The following is a 16,933-nucleotide window of genomic DNA, read 5'->3' as shown; positions in this document are numbered from 1 at the left end:
CCGTATTTCGCGTGTCGGCCATCGCGGACTGCGGGTCGAGGGCATGATCGGGCTCAACGGACTTCGATGCGCGTTCCGGACGCGCCGTTGAGCAGGCGCTTGAGATGGAACGCCGACAGGGCATCGTCGGGCCGAAGCCCGATCAAGGCTGCGAAAGCCGGCATGGCGCCGGCCTCACCCGCCTCCAGCTTGGCGAAGGCATCGAGATAACGGTCCAGCATCGCCGCGTCGTACTCGGCCTCGGTCAACGGCTCGAACGCACGCAGCGCCCCCTGCTTGCCGCGCAGGACGAGATCGCCGACCGGGCGCCCGCGGAACTGCTCCGTCCGGATCACCACGCTCTGGCTGACGCAGATCCGCGTGCCGAAAGCCTTGTTGGCGTTCTCGAGACGTGCGGACGTGTTGATGGTGTCGCCGTAGGCCGTGTAGTCGAAATACCGGCCCCCCCCGAAATTGCCCACGATGGCCGGCCCGGCATGAACGCCTATCCGGGTCGCGCCGATCTCGATCCCCCTGTCCCGCCAGCGGGCCCGGAAAGCCTCGGAGGCGGTGTCGAGGGTGAGCGCGCAGGCGACCGCCCGCGCGGCATGGTCTGGTTGGTCGCCGGGGGCCCCGAAGAGGACGTGGATGGCATCTCCGACGATCTTGGCGACCGTGCCCTCGTGCGCGAACACGAGATCGGTCATCTCGGCGAAGTAACCGTTCAGGATTTCGGCGAGCTGGGTCGGGTCCAGGCTCTCGACCAAACTGGTGAACCCGGCGATGTCGGTGAACAGCGAGGCCACCTCGCGCCGCGCGCCGCCGAGTTCCAGGCCCGACGCGTCGCCGGCCAGGCGTTCGGCGAGATTGGGCGAAAAGTAGCGCGCCAGGGAGGCGTGCGCGCGCTCGGCCAGCATCTGTCTCCGGCGACCCTCGCGCAGTGTCCCGACGTGCCGGAGCGTCCGCGCGATGGTGGTCTCGAAATCGGTGAAATCGATCGGCTTCGTGAGGAAGTCGAACGCCCCGCGATTCATGGCGGTGCGGATGTTGGCCATGTCTCCGTAGGCCGAGACGATGATCGTCGAGGGCTTGTCGTCGGATTCCTGCAGCTTGGCGAGCAGCGTCAGCCCGTCCATCCCCGGCATGTTGATGTCGGATACGACCATGTCGACGTCGCAGTTCTCGGCCAGCAGGTTGAGCGCCTCGTTGCCGTCATGCGCGAACAGGAATCCGACCTGGCCGTCGCGGATCTGACGGCGGAACTTCTGGGTGATCAGCGCCTCGAGATCCGGCTCGTCGTCGACGACCAGGATCTTTGCCGGCGGTGCCTCGGCGATCATGCCGTCCCCGCGATGGAGGCCAGGCGACGGTCGATCTCACCCCGCAGCAGGTCGAAGTCGATCGGCTTGGTGATCAGATCCACCGCGCCGCCCGCCAGGACCTTCTCGCGCGTCTCCGCGTCGCCGTAGGCTGTGATCATGATCACCGGGACGTTGGGGCGTGCGGCCCGAACGAGCGGGAGGAGCTCCAGCCCGGTCATGCCCGGCATGTTGATGTCGGAGAACATCAGGATCAGGCTGGCTCCGTCCGCGGCTTTCACGCAGGCCAGGGCCTCGGGAGCCGAATGCGCGAATTCCATAGCGAAACGCCCGGCGCGCAACTCGCGGCGAAACTGCTGCCGGAACAGGTCGGTGACATCGGGCTCATCGTCCACGACGAGGATGATGACGTTCATGGCTCGCTCTTTTCCGCGGCGACGATCAGCTGCGCGGCCTTTGCGCCGTCGCGCGGCAGCGTGATCGTGAATTCGGTGAACTGGCCGGCCTCGGTGGCCACGTCGATGGCCCCGCCATGCTGCTTCACCAGGATGTCGTGGCTCAGGGACAGGCCGAGGCCCGTACCTTCTCCGGCCGGCTTGGTCGTGAAGAACGGATCGAACATCTTGGCCTTGACGCTGTCCGGGATGCCGGTGCCGTTGTCGCGCACACGGATTTCGACGCTCTCGCCCAGATCGCGGGTCGTCACCGACAGGGAAGGCTCGTAACCCGGCCCGGTTTCCACGGTCTTGCGCTTCTCGGTGGCGTAGAATCCGTTCGACATCAGGTTCAAGAGGACGCGGGTCAATTCCTGCGGGTAAACATCCGCGGCGCCGGCCGCCGGATCGAGATTGCGGTTCAGGGTGATGTTGAAGTCCGGCTGGGCCGCGCGGGCGCCGTGATAGGCGAGGTTCAGGCTCTCTTCGACCAGGGCGTTGATGTCGACCATGCGGTGCTCGCCGGACCCGGAACGGGAGTGCAGCAGCATGTTCTTGATGATTGAATCGGCGCGCTGGCCGTGCTGCACGACCTTTCCGAGGTTGCCCTTGAGCAGATCGGCGATCTCGTCGACCTCCTCGCGGATCTTCGGATCGAGCGCGGCGGGCTGAAGCGCCTCCTGCAGTTCCTCGACAAGTTCGGAGGACAGGGACGCGAAATTGTTCACGAAGTTCAGGGGGTTCTTGATCTCGTGGGCGATCCCCGCGGTGAGCTGCCCCAAAGAGGCGAGCTTCTCGGACTGGACCAGCCGGTCCTGCGCCTTGTGAAGATCGTCGAGGGACTTGTTGAGGTCGTGGGTCCGCTCCTCGACCTTGGCTTCCAGAGTCTCGTAGGATTCCTGGACGCGGCTCGCCATCAGGTTGAATCGGTCGGCCAGGGTCTCGATCTCGTCGCCGGTGCGGATCACGATGCGCTCCGACAGGTCACCGGATCCGAAGCGTTCCGCGCCGTCCTCGAGCTGGCGGATCGGCACGACCAGGCGGTGGGCGAGGAAGGTCCCGGCGACCGTCGCAAGCATCACGCCGAGACCCATCAGGGCTAGGGTCTGGACCACTGAGGCGTAGAGCGGCGCCATCGCCTCGCTCAGCGGCACCTGCACGAACACGATCCAGTCGACCCGCGGGATGGCGGCATGGGCCGCCAGCACCGAGCCACCGTCGAACGCGGTGGCGATCCCGTAATCCGTCGTGTCCGGATTGGCGCCGGTCCGGCGGGCCGCCAGGGCGGTCGCGACCTCCGGCAGGGTGGAGAGGTCCGTGTCCCGCAGGACGAGGCTCAGATCCGGGTGCGCGATCAGCCGCCCGCTGGCTGTCACCACGAAGGCGTAGCCGCCCGCGCCGTTGTGGATGCTGCTGACCACGTCCCAGATCAGCTTCAGGTTGACCTCGGCCACGGTGACGCCGGGGTTGCGCCCGGTATGGGCGACCGAGACGGTCATGTACGGCTCGGATCCCCGCCGGAAATAGACCGGGCCGAACCAGACCTTCTCGGCGAGCGCTTGGATGAAGCGTGGCGCCGTCGAGAAATCCTTGCCGCTGCCGACGACGTCAGGTTCCAGGCGCGAGATCCGCAGCTGCTCCCTGCCGCTCGGATCGAGATAGGCGACCTCCGTGATCGCGGGCGCCTGCCGCAGCAGTCGGATGAAGTCGTAGCGCTGCTGTTCCGGAGTGATGCGGCGCCATTCGGCCCGGGTGGTCCAGCCGATTTGGCTCTCGATCTCGGAGATGAAGGATTCGACCCGCTCGGCAGCCGCGTGCGCCTTCTCGCGCTGAACCTCGATCGCGGTTCGTTTGGCGTCGCCGTAATTCAGCAGCAGGTCGACCACGCCGTTGATGAGCAGCACCAGGGTCACGAGGCCCACAAAGGCGACCGCGAACTTCGCCGCCAGCGGCAGGCGGAAGCGTCGGGCCCGGATCTCCAGGCCCGCAGGCGCAGGGACAGGGTCCACCCGCATCATTCGACGATCTCGTCCGCTTGGGCGAGCAGCGCCGACGAGATCTCCAGTCCCAGTGTCCGTGCCGTCTTCAGGTTCACGATGAAGTCGAACTTCGTCGGCGCCTGCACCGGCAGGGTCGCTGGCTTCTCGCCGTGGAGGATGCGATCCACGTAAGCCGCCGCACGGCGCACGGCATCCGCCGGGTCGGGACCGTACGACATCAGGCCGCCGCGATGCGCGAAGCGCCGGATCGCGAATACCGCCGGGACGCGATGCTGAGCCGTCAGAGCGACGATGCGGTCACCGTTGGCCTCGCTGAACGTCCCCGGGGCCACGATCAGCCCGGCCTCGCCCCGGCGCCCCAGATCCGCGACGAGCGGCTCGATCGCGTCGGCATGGCTGACCATGACGACATCCGTCTCGATGCCGAGGGAGGCCGCCGCCGTCCGGAGCGCCTCGGAATAGAAGTTGCCGCGCCGGATTTCCGTGTTGGCATTGGACAAGAGCGCGACGTGTCTGATCGTCGGCAGCGCTTCCTTGAGGGCCGCCAGCCATTTCCCGGCCAGAGACGCCTCGTACAGGGTGAAGCCGGTGACGTTGCCGCCCGGTCTCTGAAGGCTGGCGACGTATCCGGACCCGACCGGGTCGGAGGCACCGACGAAGATGATCGGAATCGTTCGGGTCAGGGACGACACGGCGGAGAGCTGCGCGTTCAGGAACGCGAAGATCACGCGCGGCTCCGACCGCACGATCTCGGCCGCCAAGGCGCGGGTATGCTCCACATCCGCCCCACCCCAGCGGTCCTCGACGCGCAAGTCCGCGCGGCCGTGATCGCGCAGGGCCGCCCGGAACAGGGCCGAGAGGGTGCGGCCCTCGGTGCCGCCGTCCGCGAACGGCCAGAGCGCCGTCACCCGGGCTTGCTCCTCGGCCGGTGCAGCCAGCGGCCATCCCGCAGCGGCCCACGACAACCCGGCAAGGACGCTGCGCCGCCTCATCCGATCACCGCGCCGGTGCTTCCGCCATCGCGACCCAAACCCTGATTCCCCCCGACGCCCGATCGAGAACTTACGGCACGCTTGCCCACGCCACCAAGGCTGAGCCCTGGACGCGGTTATCAGAATGCCAGGCGCATCCCCCCGACGATGTTGCGTGGCGCACCTGCGAACACGGACCCCGTGGTGGTCGCCAGTACGGCGGCGCCGTTCTGGAGGCCGGTCGTGCCGCTAAGTGAGTTGGCGATCGTCTGGGCCGATGCGGCGTAGGTCGTGTCGAACAGGTTGCGCACCTCCAGGTAGAGGTTCAGCCGCTTCGCGTAGCCGCCGGTCAGCTCCGTCGCATAGTGCACGTTGGCGTTGACGATCGCGAAGCCGGGTGCCTTCAGCTGGTTGGCGTTGTCGATGTAGAAATCGCCCTGCACCACCGTCTCGACGAACGCCCCGAGCCCGGCCAGCGGCCCCGCCGGCACGTCGTAGCCGACCCGGGCCAGGAGCTGGTGGGCCGGCACGCCGGGGATCTGGTTGCCCGCCCGGTCGAACCGGCGCGTGAAGCTGCCGGCACTCAGCTGCTCGGTGTACCGCGTGTAGATCTGGTCATCGAACGTGTAGGCCAGGACCCCACGCCAGCCCGGCGCGAAGGCCCAGTCGGCCCCGACCTCGAGGCCCCGATGCTCTGAGGCCGGCGCGTTGAACGTGTAGGACAACAGGCCAGCGCCCGGCGATTGCGAGACCAGCTCGTTGCGGAAGAACTCGTAGAAGCCGGTCACGCTGAAACGCAACGTCTCGGTCGGGCTCCAATCCGCCCCGAGGTCGAAGCCGAGATTCTCCTGGGTCTGAAGCTGGGTGTTGTTGCCCGGCAGGCCGGCCGATGTGACGAACAGGTTGCTGGCGGCCGGCGTGGTGTACCCGGTGGCGACCCGGCCCCGGAGCGCCCAGGTCTCGTCCGGCCGGTAGACCAGCGCGATCTCGGGGGCGACGTTCAGGAAATTGCGGTCGGCATCCGCCACCGTCCGGGTCGCTCCCCCGGCGGTGTAGCTGTAGGCGAGGTTGCGGCCGGTGATGGCTGTATCCTCGGCGCTGATCCCGAGCACGCCGGTCCACCGGTCAGACAGGGCGAGCTCCAGCCGCGCCCGCCCGCCGAGATTCGACTGCACCGCGTCCTGGACGCCGATCAGCGCCCCGAGCCTCGGGCCGCCATAGGGCGCCCGGTTGTAGGTCGTGCTGTGGTTGTCGATCGTGTTGTAGGCGAGCGCGACGTAGCCCACCGCCGGCAGGCCGAACAGGTCGCCGCGCCGCGTCAGGTCGGTCAGGAAGTTCCAGGCCGGGAACGAGCCGCGGCCCGAGGTCGTGTAGAACGGCTGGTTGAAGTTGCGTTCGTCGAAGCCGAGCTGCGTGCGCCAGGTGGTGAACGCGTCGATGTCGTGCTCCCAGCGTGCCGCCACGACCGTGCGCCGGTCCTTGCGGCCGAACGCGCCCTCGTCGGCGGTGACCGGCACGGTCGCACCGAATGCTCCGTTGCGGAACAGGCTGAAGGTCGTGCAGCCCGGGGCAGCGATCGCGGCCGCCGCGCAGCCGCGTTGGTACGGATTGATCCGGTACTGCGCCAGGGAGGAGCGGGCCGCGAGATTCGTGTCGAGGTTGTTGTTGATGACCTTCAGGGTGAAGCGGTTGTCCGGCGTCGGCGTGTAGCTGGCGAGCAGGTTGATGGTCTGCGTGTTGAAGCTCGAATGATCCTGATACCCGTTGGCGCGGACGTCGCTGGCGAACAGACTGATCTCGAACGGCCCGCTGGCCTTGCCGACGGTGAAGTAGGTGTTCAGGTAGCCGAAGCTGCCCGCGTCGGTGCCGATCTCGTAGCCGTCGATCTCGCGGCCGGTGCGGGTGCGGAACGCGATGGCGCCGCCCGTGGCATAGTTGCCGAACAGGGGCGATTGCGGTCCGCGGAACACGTCGATGCGGCTGTAGGCCCGCGGGTCGGTCAAGTCGAAGCGGGACGCGCCATCGGGCTGAGTGAGGATGAAGCCGTCCTCCAGCACCACCGTATTCTTGATCACCCCGGTGGACCGGGCATTGTTTCCCCGGATCGAGATGATCACGTCGCGCCCGCCATTGCCCTGGCGGACGGTGACGCCCGGGCTGTTGGCGAGCACCGAACCGATGCTGGTCGCGGGGCGATCGGCGATAGTGTTTTCGCGGCCGATCCCGGTGACCACCTGGCCGACCGGGTGCTCGATGACCGACGGGGCCGAGCCGGGAGGGGCGGCGATGCCGAAGGGTGACGCGATGGCGGTCCGCCCGGAGCCGGGATTGGCCGCACCCTCTACGGAGAGTTCGTCGAGCGTGACGGATTGCTGCGCCGAGGCGGGGAGGGCGCCGCCGCCGAACAGCAGGGCCAACGCGCCGAACCGCGCGGCATTCTGGTGGATCAACATCCTGAATTCTCGTCTGATCGATCTGGGGACCGGACGGCACAGTCGCCGCACGGGAGCGCACGTGATCAGGCGATGAGGGGCGGCGCCCGGGGTTGGCCGGTGATGCGCTGTGGCGCGTCCGGCCGCGATGGGGGCGGAATCGGCCACGCCACCGCGATCCAGCGCAGCGGCCGGGCGACGGTGGGGCTGCCCGTAAGGGGCGGGGGGACGATCCCGGCGCGACACAGCCGACAGACCTCACAGGCCGGGGGCGCGACCGGTTGCTCCACGGTGGCGCTGATCGCGTCGTCTCCCGCCGGGTGACCGCACAGGATCGCCCCGGGCAGCATCCCGGGTGCGGTCAACGCCATCCGCAGAGCGGCCATCGGGGCGAGCGCCTGCACCCAGAGGGCGAGCAGGATCAGCCCGGCTCCGAGGAATCGGGTACGCGTCCCAGGATGCGCGAAATCGGTCGTCACGGGCGTCGAGCCCGTCAGTCTGGAGTCAGGCGGTCCTACGCCGGTGGGCGACCTGAACGGCGCAGTCGATCGTGAGCATGCCCAGGATCGCGAGTCCGGTCAGGGGAAACAGCACGCCGAGCCCGGCGATCACCAGGGCGACGGTCGCCACCACCCGCCGGTCCCGCGGCCAGGGCGGCACACCGAGTCCGCCGGCTGGGCGCCGCTTCCACCACATCGTGGCGGCGGTGACGGCGAGCAGGATCGTGGCAAGGCAGAACGCCAGCATGGCGAACTGGTTGATCCGGCCCCAATGCTCTCCCTTGTGGATGCCGATCCCATACTGGATCGCGCGCGCGACCGAGCCGAGGTCGGCAAAGTGGACGTCGACCAAAGGTGCGCCGGTGTACTGATCGAGGGAGATCATCCGTTGCTGCGCGACGTCGTGCGGGTAGACGGCGGCCGCGTAGACGCCGTCGACTCCGACCGGGAGCGCGAGTTCGTAGCCCCGCTCCATCCCGAGCCGCGTGAGAATGTCCGCCGCCTGATCGATCCCGATCGGTTCAGCCGTCCGCCCAGCCGGCAGCGAGCGCGGCACCGGCGCATCCTGCAAGGTCCAGCCCGCATCCGGCAGCCGCGCGCGCAGCGGCACTCTCGAGACCGGTTTGCCGGCCCACAGGATCGCCGGCTGGCCAAGGCCTGCAGCGTTCGACCAGGTCCGGAGCTGCTGCCCCCACCAGATCGACCAGGGTAATCCGGTGATCGCCAGGAACAGCAGGCCGCTGCCAGCCACGAGCCCGGTCACCGCGTGCAGGTCGCGCCACCAGACCCGGCGGCGCGGCGTACCCCGCAGGCTGACGATGCCGCCGCCCTGGCCGCGCGGCCACCACAGGTACAGGCCGGTGACGACCAGGATGATGGCGAAGCCCGCCACAACTTCGATCACCGCGTTGGCCAAGGCGCCGAAATAGCTGAGGCTGTGCAGCTGCCGCACCACCATCATGAACTCGCCGTCGCGATCCACACGGTCGAGCACCGAGCCGGTATAGGGATCGAGGTAGACGAGGCGCTTGCGTCCCCCCTCGGACAGCGTGACCACCGCCGATGCGTCGGGTGCGGCCGGGTCCGCATAGGAGACCGGTACCCCATCCGGTTCGGCCTGCAGGGCGTTGAAGATCAGGCGGTCCGGCCCGAGCGGTGCCGTCGCCTGGACGGCCACGCGGGTCCGGTAGGCGAACAGGCTGCCGTTGATCTCGTCCTTGAACAGGTAGAGCGCCCCGGTGGCCGACAGGGTGATCAGGAACGGCAGGCACAGCAGGCCGGCGTAGAAGTGCCAGCGCCACACGGCACGATAGACGGCCTCGCGGGATGCGCGCAGAGCGGCGACGGCCCCGAACACTGGGGCATCGCCGTGCAGAAGAATCGACATGGGAACGGTCCGGGCCTGAACGATCGGGAAGCGGGATCGTCAGGCGGCGGGCGGACCTCGGGCGGAGGTGGCGGTGCGCGGCGGGCCCGTCTTCGGGCGCTCGGCTTCCGGCTGCCAGGCGAGGCGCGAAGCCGGCGCGAACGGCCACACGACCAACGCCGGCTCGGGCACGGGCAGCGCGACACTTCCGGCCTGCACGAGCGTGCAACACGGATGGGCGTGGTGCGCGACAGTTTCGTTGTCCGGCGCCCCCGAGCCGTGCTCGGCGCACAGGACCGCACCGGGCAGCCCGACCGCGCGGGCCGGCGTCGCAAAGCCGAGGAAAGCCTGAAGCAACAGCGCGTAGAGCGCGACCATCCCGATGATCGCGCGGCCTTGAACCGTCTGGGGCAGGCACCGGCGCATGGCGTCGTTGTTAGGCGTCTCCGCCACCTGCCGTCAACGGGATGCCGGAAGCGCGGAAGCGGCTTCCCACGCGACGTTCGTTCAGCCGGCTGCGCGCAACTCCGGCAGCGCCTCGGTGCTCCAGACCCGGACATGGGCGTCGATAGCCAGCGCCTCGTCCACGTCGGCGGGTGCCGTGCGGTACGGGCCGGCGAAGTGTTCGCAGGCCCGCTCGACGATGTCGCTGATGCCGTAGAATCCGATCCGGCCGGCGATGAAGGCTGCCACCGCCACCTCGTTGGCCGCGTTCATCACGGTGGGCGCCGCACCGCCAGCGGCCAGCGCCGCCCGGGCGATGCGCAGGCACGGAAAGCGCTCCTCGTCGGCCGCCTCGAAGGTCAGCGCGCCGAGCTTCACGAGATCCAGGGGCCGGCCCCGGGCGATGGTCAGGCGGTCGCCGAGCCCGAGGCAATGCGAGATCGGCACGCGCATGTCGGGCAGGGCCAGCTCCGCGGTCACGGCGCCGTCGAGCCAGTAGACGAGGCCGTGGATCACCGATTGCGGGTGCACGACCACGTCCAGGCGCTCGGGCTCGATGCCGAACAGGTGGTGGGCCTCGATCAGCTCCAGACCCTTGTTCATCAGGCTGGCCGAATCGATGTTGATCTTCATGCCCATCGACCAGGTCGGATGGGCCGCGGCCTCGGTGGCGGAGGCGGCGGCGATCCGCTCGCGGGTCCAGGTCCGGAACGGGCCGCCGGACGCCGTGATCATCATGGTGCGGACATCCGCCAGCGGCCGGCCGGCGAGCGCCTGGCTCAGGGCGTCGTGCTCGGAATCCATCGGCAGGATCGTGGCGCCGTAGCGCGTGGCGTCGCGCATGAAGGCGTCGCCGGCACAGACCAGGCTCTCCTTGTTGGCGAGCGCGACCTTGCGGCCTAGCCGGAGCGCGGCGTGGGTCGATTTAAGACCGGCGGCGCCGCTCACCGCGGCGACCACGATGTCGGCGTCCCGGGCGGCGGCCTCCATCACAGCGCTCTCGCCGGCTCCGTTGGCGATGCCGCTGCCCGAGAGCGCCTCGGCCAGCGCCGGGCCAGCGGTCTCGTCGGCCAGCGCCGCGAAGGATGCGCCGAGCTCGCGCGCGACCTTGGCCAGCGCGATGGCGTCGCGACCGCCGACGACGGCGCCGGTGCGGAACCGGTCCGGATGCTGGGCGAGCAGGTCGGCGGTGGAGCGGCCGATCGAGCCGGTGGCGCCGAACACGGTGACGATCTGGGTCACGGGTTAAACTCCCTCATCGTCATGGAATAGCGTCATGGGATCAGGCCGCTCCCGCGCAGGGCGAGATAGAGCCCGGCCAGCACGGCGACTGCGAAAAACCCGTCGAGCCGGTCCATGACGCCGCCATGGCCCGGGATGATCTTGCTCGAATCCTTGACCCCGTAGCGGCGCTTCAGACCGGACTCCACAAGGTCGCCGGCCTGGCTCAGCACGGAGGCCAGGGCGCTCACCCCGGCGACCATCGGCAAGGAAGCGGCGCTCGGCAGTTCCAGACCGGCGAGGTCGGCTGCCATGGCCGCAAGCGACCCGGCCACGACGGCGCCGATCAGGCCGCCGATGGCGCCCGACCAGGTCTTGTTGGGCGAAACCCGGGGCATCAGCTTCGGGCCGCCGATCTTGCGGCCGGCGAAGTAGGCGGCGATGTCGGTGGACCAGACCACGGCGAACATCCAGGCCGGGCCAATGAGGCCGATCCCGGGATCGTCGCGCAGGGCCACGGGCACCGAGGCGATCGCGGCCGCCCCGAGTACGCCGGCGAGCACACGCAGGCGGCCGGAGGCGGTGCGGGCCACCGTGGCGCAGGCCGCGGCCCCGAGGAGCAGGACGGCGATGCAGGCGAGGGCGGGTGCGCCGCCACGCTGGCACAGCAGGAGGGCGGCGAGCGTCGCCGCGCCGAGCGCGATCAGCACCTCGCACGGCTCGGTGCGGCTCATCACCATCCACTCGGCGAAGCCGATGATGCCGGCAGCGAGCCAGATCCCGGCGAACGGCCAGCCGCCATAGACGAGGGCCGCCAGGATCGCGGGGGCGAGCACCACGCCCGAGGCGACGCGCAGCCAGAGTTCGCGCTGCCCGGAGGGGCGTGCGACCGGTGGGGCGGTGGGGGTCACGCGCGTCTCGGCCTTCGCCTCAGACGTGCATGATCTCCTTCTCCTTCGAGGCGAGCACGCCGTCGATCTCGGCGATGTACTGGTCGGTCGCCTTCTGGACGTCGGCAGCCTGGCGCTTCTCGTCGTCCTCCGAGATGGCGCTGTCCTTCAGGAGCTTCTTGAGGTGGTCGAGCCCATCCCGGCGGACGTGGCGCACGGCGACGCGCGCCTCCTCGGTGTACTTGTGGGCGACCTTGACCATCTCCTTGCGGCGCTGCTCGTTCATCTCGGGGATGCGCAGCCGGATGGTCTGGCCCTCAGTTTGCGGGTTGAGGCCGAGATCGGATTCGCGGATCGCCTTCTCGACGGCGGTGACCATGCTGCGGTCCCAGACCGAGATCGAGAGGAGCCGCGGCTCCGGCACGCTCACGGTTGCGACCTGTGCCATCGGCATCGAAGAGCCGTAGGCATCGACCTGGATCGGATCGAGCAGCGAGGGCGTGGCGCGTCCGGTCCGCAGGGATCCGAGATCCTTGGAGAGCGACGCGACCGCGCCCTGCATGCGGCGCTTGATGTCGTTGAGGTCGAATTCCGGTGTGGCCATGGTGGTGGTCCCGACAGATCTGACGTCGTCTTCTCGCCCAGTACGGGCAGTCGCGGCCTCAATGGCGGAATTTTCCCGGTGCCGCAAACCTCTGGAGCATCGTCCCGAAAGGTGACGACCTGTTTTTGGACACCAACGATGCGCGTCGAGGAGCGCGCGTCGCGGGCCGGATCAAGGCGCCACGAGGGTCGAGGGTGCCTCGCCGGACAGGATCCCGGCGATCGAGCTCGGCGGATGCAGCGAGCCGACCACGATCGACAGCCGGCTCTCGCGGGCGAGCGCGAAGGCTGCGGTGTCCATCACCTTGAGGTCGCGGGCGATCGCCTCGTCGTGGGTCAGGCGGTCGTAGCGCGTGGCGTGCGGGTCTTTCTTGGGGTCGGCCGAGTAGACGCCATCGACCTGCGTGGCCTTGAGCACGGCGTCGCAGCGCAACTCGGCGGCGCGCAGCACCGCGGCCGTGTCGGTGGTGAAGAACGGGTTGCCGGTTCCGCCGGCCAGGACCACCACCTGACCCTTGTCGAGGTGGTGCAGGGCCGGTTGGCGGGCATAGGTCTCGCAGATCGTCGGCATCGATACCGCCGACATGGTCCGGGCCGGCACGCCCGCAGCGTTGAGCGCGGTCTCGATCGCCAGTGAGTTCATCACGGTGGCCATCATGCCTAGGGAATCACCCGTGGCCCGGTCGATCCAGCCGGCCGCCGAGATGCGGGCGCCACGGATCATGTTGCCGCCGCCGACCACAATGGCGATCTCGGCCCCGGACTCGATCGTGCGGGCGATGTCCTCGGCGAGTGCCGCCAGCGTCGGCGGATGGAGCCAGTAGCCGTCCGGGGCGGCCAGGGCCTCGCCCGACAGCTTGAGGAGGATACGGCGAAACGGCGTCGCTTCCGGCATCTCGATCTCCGGTTCCATACCGCATCACCCGAACCCGCGAGGCTTCTACGTCAGCCGCGGGATCGGCGTCGAGGGGCGGACGCCGATCCCGGCGGGGATCACGGGGACGAAGTCCCACCGACACGCGATCGACGTGCAGCTTTGGCAGAGGAGCGGGGCACGCCATCGGGATGACCACCCGGGATTTCATGCGCATCGCACTCGTCATTAACGTCGCGTCCGGGGCCGTGGCGTCCGGCACGACGCCGGAGGCGATCCGGGAGAAGCTCGTGGCGGCCGGGATCGAGCCCCTGGGGGAGGCCGACCGCGGGGCGGCTCTGCCGGTACGGATCGCCGCCGCCGCGTCGGAGCCGGGCATCGACGCCCTGGTGGTCGCTGGTGGCGACGGCACCATCGCGTGCGCGGCCGCCGCCCTCGTCGGGAAAGCGACGCCACTCGGCATCCTGCCGCTCGGCACCCTGAATCTCCTGGCCCGTGACCTCGGCGTGCCGCTCGATATCGATGCCGCGGTGGCGGCCCTCGTCTCGGGCACCCGGCGGCGGATCCACGTCGGTGAGGTCAATGGCCGCACGTTCCTGATCAACTCTGTGCTCGGCCTGCCGGCGCGGGTGACGCGGCACCGGGAAGTCCATCGCCGGCAACTCGGCTCGCGCAGCCTGCTGCGCTGGATCCACGGGGTTTTGCGCCATCTCGTACGCTATCCGCGGCTGACCGTGACCGGCACGATCGACGGCGTAGCGCGAACCTGGCGGTCCCGGCTGCTGGCGGTGGTGATCGGCGACTATGTCGAGCGGCCCGGCCACGTTCTGGTGCGGTCACCGAACGATGCCGGGCAGCTCACCCTCTACGTCCTGTCGCAGCTCTCGCTGGTGCGAACCCTCCGCCTCGCCCTCGGCTTCGCGTTGGGCGACTGGCGGCGGCTGCCGGACGTGGAACGGCTGCCGGCCGCCAACCTGACCATCGCATCGGAGACCCGGGCGCTGCGGGTCATGAACGACGGCGAGGTGATGCTGCTCCCGACTCCGCTGCGCTACCGGATTCACCGGCGGGCACTGACCGTAATCGTCCCCGGGATGGGCGAACGCCGGTGAGACGGATCAGTCACATCTCCGACCTGCATTTCGGCCGTACCGACTCGGCCGTGGCGGAGGCCCTGATCAACGAGCTGAACGCCGATGCGCCGGACCTGATCGTAGCGTCTGGCGACTTCACCATGGCTGCACGGCCGTCGGAATTCGCGCAGGCCCGCGCCTTCCTCCATCGCCTGAAGACGCCTTGGATCGGGGTGCCGGGCAACCACGACATCTCGCCGTTCCGGCTGGTCCAGCGCTTCGTGTCCCCGTTCACGCGCTATCGGCGCGCCATCGCGGCCGAGACCGAGCCGTGCTTTGAGGACGCCGAGATCGGGGTCGTCTGCCTCAACACCGCACGGCGCTGGGCGCCGGAGCCGAATTGGTCGCACGGCGTGATCCGCCGCAGCCAGCTCGCCCGAGCGGAGGCCCGTCTCTGTGCGATGCCCGACCAGCTGTTCAAGATCGTGGTCGGCCACCACCCGTTCCTGCCGCCGCCCTGGGACCCGGGAACGCGCACGGTCGGGCACGCCGACCGGGCCTTGGCCTTGTTCCGCCGGTGCGGCGTGGGGCTGACGCTCGCCGGCCACCTGCATCGGCACTATGCGCGCTACGCGGAAGGAGGGGGATCAGTCCCCGATACGCTCGACCGGACTCTGGTCCCAGCACGCCCGGGGCGGCTGCTGACCATTCAGGCCGGCTCGGCGGCCTCGACGCGCCTGCGGGGCAACGAGCCCAATTCCTATAATCGCATCATCGTCGCGGAGGGCTGCGCCACCGTCCGGGTCCGGGTCTGGGACGGGGGCGCCTGGATCGATCTAGCGCCGGCATGACTGAAGCGTTCACGCCGGCGCCGTGTTTCAGCTCCCGGCGAACAATCCGACGGAGCCCAGAAGGGTCATGACCAAACCGGACGCGAACACGCCGATCATCAGGTAGGAGAAGGTTTTCAAAGCCATGGACGGCATGTAGCGCGGCCGTATCGAATCGCGTGTGCGCTGCAGCACGGGGCGTCGGGGATGAGGATCCGAACGCAGCCCGCGCAGCGTCTTATGGGCAGCGATGGGCGGAGATCAGCCCGGCCGCTCATAGGCAAGGTTCGGACCGAAGCAGGCACTTCAGTTCTTCGCAAGACCCCGTCCGGACCTTCTAACTCGCCGTATCCGAGGTTACGCTCGCAACCCGGATTGCCACCGCGAAAGGAAGTGCCGTGCCGGACGGAACGACTGCATTGAAGCCAAATGAACCGGACTACGACCGCCTGCTTCGGGCGAACCTCGAACGGGTGTTCAACGAACGCGACAGCGCCAAGCGTGATCACGCGTTGGATGAACTCTTCGTTGCCGATCCGGTCATGTATGAACCGGCGGACGTCGTCAGGGGGCGCGCCGCAATTTCCGCCGTCGCCGGCAAGCTCCTCGAGGAGTTCGGGGCAAATTTCCGCTTCGTGCCTGATGGCACTGCGACCGGGCATCACGGGTTCGGCGTTCTGCGCTGGCATGCCGGCCCACAGGATGGCCCGGTCATCCTCAACGGCTCAGACGTTGCGGAAGTCGTCGAGGGTCGGATTACGCGCCTTTGGGTGATGCTGGACCCACCGCCACAGTAGTGGCGCGTGCTGGACGTCGACACGGTGCATCAGATGCCGAGATGAGCGTCCGCTCGAGGGCAGCAATCGATCGGTGTCGAGGGAACGATTCCAGCCCGCCACCGCCCTGGAACGGCCAAGCCGCGTCGTTCAAATCGTGGCCCCGCCCATAAGAAACCCCGCCCGGCTCGCACCGGGCGGGGTTTCGAATTTCCGAACCCAAAGGTCCGAAAAGGATCAGGCGCGGCCGGCCTGCTGGGCGACTTCGGTGGCGAAGTTCGGGCCCTCTTCCTTCTCGATGCCTTCGCCCAGGGCGTAGCGGACGAAGCCGGTCAGGGCGACGGCGCCGCCGACCTTGCCGGCGGCTTCCTTGAGCACCTGGCTGACCGTCTTCGAGCCGTCGTGCACGAAGGGCTGCTCCAGGAGGGTGACCTCCTTGTAGTAGCTCTTGAGGCCGCTCTCGACGATCTTGGCGAGCACGTGATCCGGCTTGCCGGCGTTCTTCTCGCGCAGGATGTTCGACTCGCGCTCCAGGGTTGCGGCGTCGACGCCCGACGCGTCCAGCGCCACCGGGTTGGTGGCGGCGACGTGCATGGCAATCTGGCGGCCGAGCGCCGACAGGGCCTCGACGTCACCCTCGGACTCGAGCGCCACCAGCACGCCGATCTTGCCGAGGCCGTCGGAGACCTGGCTGTGGACGTAGGAAGCGATCACGCCCTTCTTGATCTCGAGCTTGGCGACCCGCCGCAAGTTCATGTTCTCGCCGATTGTGGCGATCAGGCTCTGCAGCTTCTCCGAGACGGTCTCAGTGGCGCCCGGGAAATGGGCGGCCTGGAGACCCTCCAGCGTGCCGTCGGTGTTGAGGGCGATCTTGGCGGCTTCGCGGGCGAAGGCCTGGAAGGCGTCGTTGCGGGCGACGAAGTCGGTCTCGGAATTGACCTCGACGATCGCGGCGTGATGGCCGGCGGATTCCACGGCGACCAGGCCCTCGGCGGCGACGCGGCCGGCCTTCTTGGCGGCCTTGGCGAGGCCCTTCTTGCGCAGCCAGTCGATGGCCGCCTCGATGTCGCCCTGCGTCTCGTTGAGCGCGCCCTTGCAGTCCATCATGCCCGCGCCGGTCTTCTCCCGGAGCTCCTTCACCATCGCGGCGGTGATGTTGGCCATGGCGGTCCCTTTCGTATGGTCTGGATGAGAGAGGCCCGGCACGCGGGTGAGCGGCCG

The 16,933-nt window shown here is 68.9% G+C and carries 16 protein-coding genes; 3 read left to right on the top strand and 13 right to left on the bottom strand.

Annotated features, from left to right (window positions below; genetic code table 11):
- Positions 1-53: 53 nt before the first annotated feature.
- The 12 genes from ACYQPG_RS27095 to pyrH form a co-directional block, all read right to left on the bottom strand.
- The gene (locus ACYQPG_RS27095; RefSeq protein ID WP_147908139.1) at positions 54-1,319 is read right to left on the bottom strand and encodes an adenylate/guanylate cyclase domain-containing protein; all 1,266 of its coding nucleotides are present in this window, start codon (positions 1,317-1,319) and stop codon (positions 54-56) included.
- Complete coding sequence (locus ACYQPG_RS27090) at positions 1,316-1,714, bottom strand: response regulator (protein ID WP_147908138.1); 399 nt, start codon at positions 1,712-1,714, stop codon at positions 1,316-1,318. The genes ACYQPG_RS27095 and ACYQPG_RS27090 overlap by 4 nt, the downstream gene beginning before the upstream one ends.
- Positions 1,711-3,747 (bottom strand): sensor histidine kinase, encoded by a 2,037-nt coding sequence (locus ACYQPG_RS27085; RefSeq protein WP_461232103.1) that lies wholly within the window; start codon positions 3,745-3,747, stop codon positions 1,711-1,713. Before ACYQPG_RS27085 ends, ACYQPG_RS27090 begins: the two co-directional genes overlap by 4 nt.
- Positions 3,747-4,724: an ABC transporter substrate-binding protein gene (locus ACYQPG_RS27080; protein WP_461232102.1), complete on the bottom strand. Its 978-nt coding sequence runs from the start codon at positions 4,722-4,724 to the stop codon at positions 3,747-3,749. Before ACYQPG_RS27080 ends, ACYQPG_RS27085 begins: the two co-directional genes overlap by 1 nt.
- Before the next feature lie 119 nt (positions 4,725-4,843).
- Complete coding sequence (locus ACYQPG_RS27075) at positions 4,844-7,156, bottom strand: TonB-dependent receptor family protein (RefSeq protein WP_461232101.1); 2,313 nt, start codon at positions 7,154-7,156, stop codon at positions 4,844-4,846.
- Positions 7,157-7,221: 65 nt separating this feature from the next.
- On the bottom strand, positions 7,222-7,614 hold the full coding sequence (locus tag ACYQPG_RS27070; RefSeq protein ID WP_147908134.1) for a DUF2946 family protein: 393 nt from the start codon (positions 7,612-7,614) through the stop codon (positions 7,222-7,224).
- A gap of 25 nt (positions 7,615-7,639) precedes the next feature.
- Positions 7,640-9,022, bottom strand: a complete 1,383-nt coding sequence (locus tag ACYQPG_RS27065) for a PepSY-associated TM helix domain-containing protein (protein WP_419830697.1) — start codon at positions 9,020-9,022, stop codon at positions 7,640-7,642.
- A 39-nt stretch (positions 9,023-9,061) separates the two neighbouring features.
- Entirely contained in the window at positions 9,062-9,454 is a 393-nt protein-coding gene (locus ACYQPG_RS27060) for a hypothetical protein (protein WP_461232100.1), read from the bottom strand.
- 54 nt (positions 9,455-9,508) lie between these two features.
- Positions 9,509-10,687, bottom strand: a complete 1,179-nt coding sequence (dxr, locus tag ACYQPG_RS27055; RefSeq protein ID WP_461232099.1) for a 1-deoxy-D-xylulose-5-phosphate reductoisomerase — start codon at positions 10,685-10,687, stop codon at positions 9,509-9,511.
- A 32-nt stretch (positions 10,688-10,719) separates the two neighbouring features.
- Positions 10,720-11,577, bottom strand: coding sequence for a phosphatidate cytidylyltransferase (locus ACYQPG_RS27050; RefSeq protein WP_461232098.1), 858 nt, complete (start codon positions 11,575-11,577; stop codon positions 10,720-10,722).
- 19 nt (positions 11,578-11,596) lie between these two features.
- Entirely contained in the window at positions 11,597-12,160 is a 564-nt protein-coding gene (gene frr / locus ACYQPG_RS27045; RefSeq protein WP_147855135.1) for a ribosome recycling factor, read from the bottom strand.
- Between the two features lie 171 nt (positions 12,161-12,331).
- On the bottom strand, positions 12,332-13,054 hold the full coding sequence (gene pyrH, locus ACYQPG_RS27040; RefSeq protein ID WP_147908130.1) for a UMP kinase: 723 nt from the start codon (positions 13,052-13,054) through the stop codon (positions 12,332-12,334).
- 188 nt (positions 13,055-13,242) lie between these two features.
- Between pyrH and ACYQPG_RS27035 the strand changes: the two genes are divergently transcribed.
- The 3 genes from ACYQPG_RS27035 to ACYQPG_RS27025 all read left to right on the top strand — a co-directional run bounded on the left by ACYQPG_RS27035 (position 13,243) and on the right by ACYQPG_RS27025 (position 15,733).
- The gene (locus tag ACYQPG_RS27035) at positions 13,243-14,145 is read left to right on the top strand and encodes a diacylglycerol/lipid kinase family protein (RefSeq protein ID WP_461232097.1); all 903 of its coding nucleotides are present in this window, start codon (positions 13,243-13,245) and stop codon (positions 14,143-14,145) included.
- Positions 14,142-14,957: a metallophosphoesterase family protein gene (locus tag ACYQPG_RS27030; RefSeq protein ID WP_461232095.1), complete on the top strand. Its 816-nt coding sequence runs from the start codon at positions 14,142-14,144 to the stop codon at positions 14,955-14,957. The genes ACYQPG_RS27035 and ACYQPG_RS27030 overlap by 4 nt, the downstream gene beginning before the upstream one ends.
- 377 nt (positions 14,958-15,334) lie before the next feature.
- Positions 15,335-15,733: a nuclear transport factor 2 family protein gene (locus ACYQPG_RS27025; protein ID WP_461232094.1), complete on the top strand. Its 399-nt coding sequence runs from the start codon at positions 15,335-15,337 to the stop codon at positions 15,731-15,733.
- 216 nt (positions 15,734-15,949) lie between these two features.
- Here the strand turns inward: ACYQPG_RS27025 and tsf are convergent, their stop codons facing one another.
- The gene (gene tsf / locus ACYQPG_RS27020) at positions 15,950-16,876 is read right to left on the bottom strand and encodes a translation elongation factor Ts (protein ID WP_461232093.1); all 927 of its coding nucleotides are present in this window, start codon (positions 16,874-16,876) and stop codon (positions 15,950-15,952) included.
- Between the last annotated feature and the right edge of the window lie 57 nt (positions 16,877-16,933).

Source organism: Methylobacterium sp. CM6246 (assembly GCF_054818005.1).
This window is presented reverse-complemented; position numbering and strand designations above follow the sequence as displayed.